The sequence below is a fragment of the Phyllobacterium sp. genome (assembly GCF_037994405.1).
GTDB lineage: Bacteria > Pseudomonadota > Alphaproteobacteria > Rhizobiales > Rhizobiaceae > Phyllobacterium.
This window is the reverse complement of sequence record NZ_JBBNAN010000066.1, coordinates 1-2,831: the sequence shown is the minus strand read 5'-3', so window position 1 is coordinate 2,831 and position 2,831 is coordinate 1. Positions and strand designations below refer to the sequence as shown.

The 2,831-nt window shown below is 56.8% G+C and carries 4 protein-coding genes; all 4 read left to right on the top strand.

Translation table 11 applies throughout. The annotated features are described in order from the left end of the window. A partial coding sequence (locus AAAC48_RS04085) for an adenylate/guanylate cyclase domain-containing protein (RefSeq protein WP_340652948.1) occupies positions 1-1,209 on the top strand: 1,209 nt, incomplete at its 5' end. Positions 1,210-1,376: 167 nt separating this feature from the next. Further along, complete coding sequence (locus AAAC48_RS04080) at positions 1,377-1,799, top strand: hypothetical protein (RefSeq protein WP_340652947.1); 423 nt, start codon at positions 1,377-1,379, stop codon at positions 1,797-1,799. Between the two features lie 81 nt (positions 1,800-1,880). After that, on the top strand, positions 1,881-2,111 hold the full coding sequence (locus AAAC48_RS04075; RefSeq protein ID WP_340652946.1) for a hypothetical protein: 231 nt from the start codon (positions 1,881-1,883) through the stop codon (positions 2,109-2,111). Further along, the coding region (locus tag AAAC48_RS04070; protein ID WP_340652945.1) for a TolC family protein at positions 2,108-2,831 on the top strand (724 nt) is incomplete at its 3' end. The genes AAAC48_RS04075 and AAAC48_RS04070, both read left to right, overlap by 4 nt.

The window sequence follows — 2,831 nt, the reverse complement described above, 5'->3', positions numbered from 1 at the left end:
CTCCTCATCCTGTTTGCCAACCTCATTTTGGGCAACGATCACGACAATTTCGCCGTCCATGCGACCGTCGTACTTGGATATCTGGCGGTCAGTCTCCTGTCACTGGGAATGGCGATCACCAAACGCGAAGCCCCCTGGACGGACACTTTCTTCGTCTCCGTCGATGCCGTGCTGGTCATCATCATACTTTATGAACATCTTTTCCGCTTCGATGTGACGGAGGACCACGCGCTCACGACGCCGAGCCTCGCAATCGCTTTTCTGCTTCTCAATCACGTCGGCCTCAGGCTCATGCCTTTGCTTGTCATACTCTTCAGCAGCATAGTTCTTGCGGGATGGCTATTTCTGCTGCTGGTCATGACAGCGCGGCATTGGTCAAGCAGCATTGACACCCACTTCATCACCTCCTTCAGCGAGGACTTCGGATTGGCGGCAGCCTTCGCCTTTGCCGCCATTGTCGTATACCTCCTGACGAAAGACCACCGGACCATCATGCGTGTGGCGATTGAGAGCGAGGAGCGGCGGTTAAATCTTTCGCGGTTCTTCTCGCCCTCCGTGGTCTCTGACCTACAGGTTGCTAGCGATAACCTAGACCTCGAACGCAGGGAGGCAGTCGTCATGTTCGTGGACTTGCGGGAATTCACGCGGTTTACCGAAACCGCTCCTGCCGCCGCACTTGCTGAAATCCTGGCAGAATATCGCAGCATCGTTGCCGGCGAAGTATTTCGCACCGGGGGCACCGTAGATAAGTTCATGGGGGACGGAATCATGGCCGTGTTCGGTCAGCCGAAGCCTTCACCGGACGACGCGGAGCGCGCGCTGCAATGTGCATTGCAGCTTGTGCGAATCCTCGACGATTGGACACAGTGGCGACGCCAAGAAGGAAAGCCCGCGCTCGACGCAGGTATCGGCTTGCACATGGGCACCATCGTCGGCGGAGTGCTTGAGAGCGGGTTTCACGACGAGTTCACGGTTTTCGGCGACGTCGTCAATGTCGCGCAGCGCTTGGAAGCAATGACGAAAACCCTTGACGCCTCGCTTGTTGTGTCAGCGGCAATGTTGAGCCGCGTACCGGCGTCCTTGTCGGCCGCGGACTGGATAAGGAAGGATGAAGTGGAACTTTCCGGGCGGCGCGGAACAATCGGAATAGCTTATCTTGAGCGTGTGGGCTGGACCCAAACCACCCAGGATCTGTCAGATGTTCATTGAGCAGGCCAGGGAATCCTGCCTGAAATGGGGCAATTTATGGGCCTAAGAAAGGCGACATTGGGCCATACTGCGTGAATTTCGTAACGTTCGATCACAACTTAAGCGCGAGACTGCACTGCAGCAATTTTTGCGTTGACAATTTCTGCGAATACTTGTGGAAAGATATCATGGGAAGGTTCGTGCACCAATTTTGGGGAAGCGGCTCAGCGCCATTCAAGGTGCTGCTGGCTCTAGCATTGCTGGTCATGACTTCCATGCAGTTTGCGGCATACGCGCAAAACAGCATGCAAATTTTTCAGACATACGATTCGGCCCAAACGCGGATGGGTGGTCATTCACATGAGGGCGGCGAGCACGCTTCAGATGAAGCTGGCGTTTCGAAATCCGGTTTGTCTGCCGAAAAACATTCTCCCAAACATCCGTCCGTGGACACGGATTGTGAAGTTCATTGTTCGCCGCTCGCTGCATTTGCACCAAGCTACTTCCAGCCGATGCTTCAGCCCAAGCGCAGTTTCGAGCCTGTTTTGCACCGTGTCCTTACGTCGAGTGCCTACGACAAGCAGTCGCGCCCTCCCAAACGCCTGATCTAACCTTTCCGTCTCTCGACGGGTGAACTCTGCGCAAACGTCTGTTCGCGCGGTTTCAAACCTCCTTCAATATCAGGTTAAAGCATGAAAATCGCTGCATTACTTGCGGTGGCATCGGCGCTGGTTGGTGCTGGATGCACTGCATCACCACGGCTTGCTGATATGGCTGCCGAGCCGGCCGCCAATCCGGCGTTCGGCACCGCATCAGGCCACTACCGTTCGGTGTTGGGTTCCTATCAGCACCGCGAACCCGTTGATCCGAAGAACTGGAAAAAGCTCAACGAAGACCTTGCTCCGAGGGGAGAAGATTCATGAGGCGGGCGTCTTTAAAAATTGTCGTCGCGGTCGCCGGGCCTCTGGTGGTCTCGGGTTGTGTGACTGCGGGCACCACGGCCGCGGTTTCGGATCCCGTCGCCGGGTTCGGTACGGTTGAAGGCAGGACGTCCGGCGCAATCGGCAAACAGGCGGTCTGGGCACAATCACAGGCTGAAACGAGGGCACTTGCCGATCGGACTCGCAGTCTCGTCTACAAGAAAACGATCGGAGCTGACACCGCCGTTCAGGTAGCACTCCTGAACAATCGCAGATTGCAGGCAGCTTACGCCGAGGTGGGGATGTCGGCTGCCGATGTCTGGCGGGAGACGATGCCCGTCAATCCGACCGCGTCCGTCGGCTACAGCTCCATTGGCATTAGCCGTATCATCGAAACCACGATTACCGGCAACATCCTCGCATTGATGACACAATCCAGACGCGTTGGCATAGCCGATGCACGGTTCCGGCAGGCGCAGTTGAAGGCGGCAGAGGAGACCTTGAGGGTAGCGGCTGACACGCGTCGCGCGTGGATCAATGCTGTGTCGGCGTGGGAGACGGTTTCCTATCTCAACCGTTCACAGGCAGCCGCTGATGCCGCATCGGACCTAGCGCAAAAGCTCGGGGAAACCGGAGCGTTTTCCAAAACCGGGCAAGCGCGAGAACACGTGTTCAATGCGGAACTCACCGGAGAAACCGCAAAAGCGCGTCTCAATGCACGGC

Excerpts from the sequence above, each read along its gene's own strand:
- AAAC48_RS04075 (WP_340652946.1), top strand. The coding sequence starts at position 1,881 with ATGAAAATCGCTGCATTACTTGCGGTGGCATCGGCGCTGGTTGGTGCT.
- AAAC48_RS04080 (WP_340652947.1), top strand. The coding sequence starts at position 1,377 with ATGGGAAGGTTCGTGCACCAATTTTGGGGAAGCGGCTCAGCGCCATTC.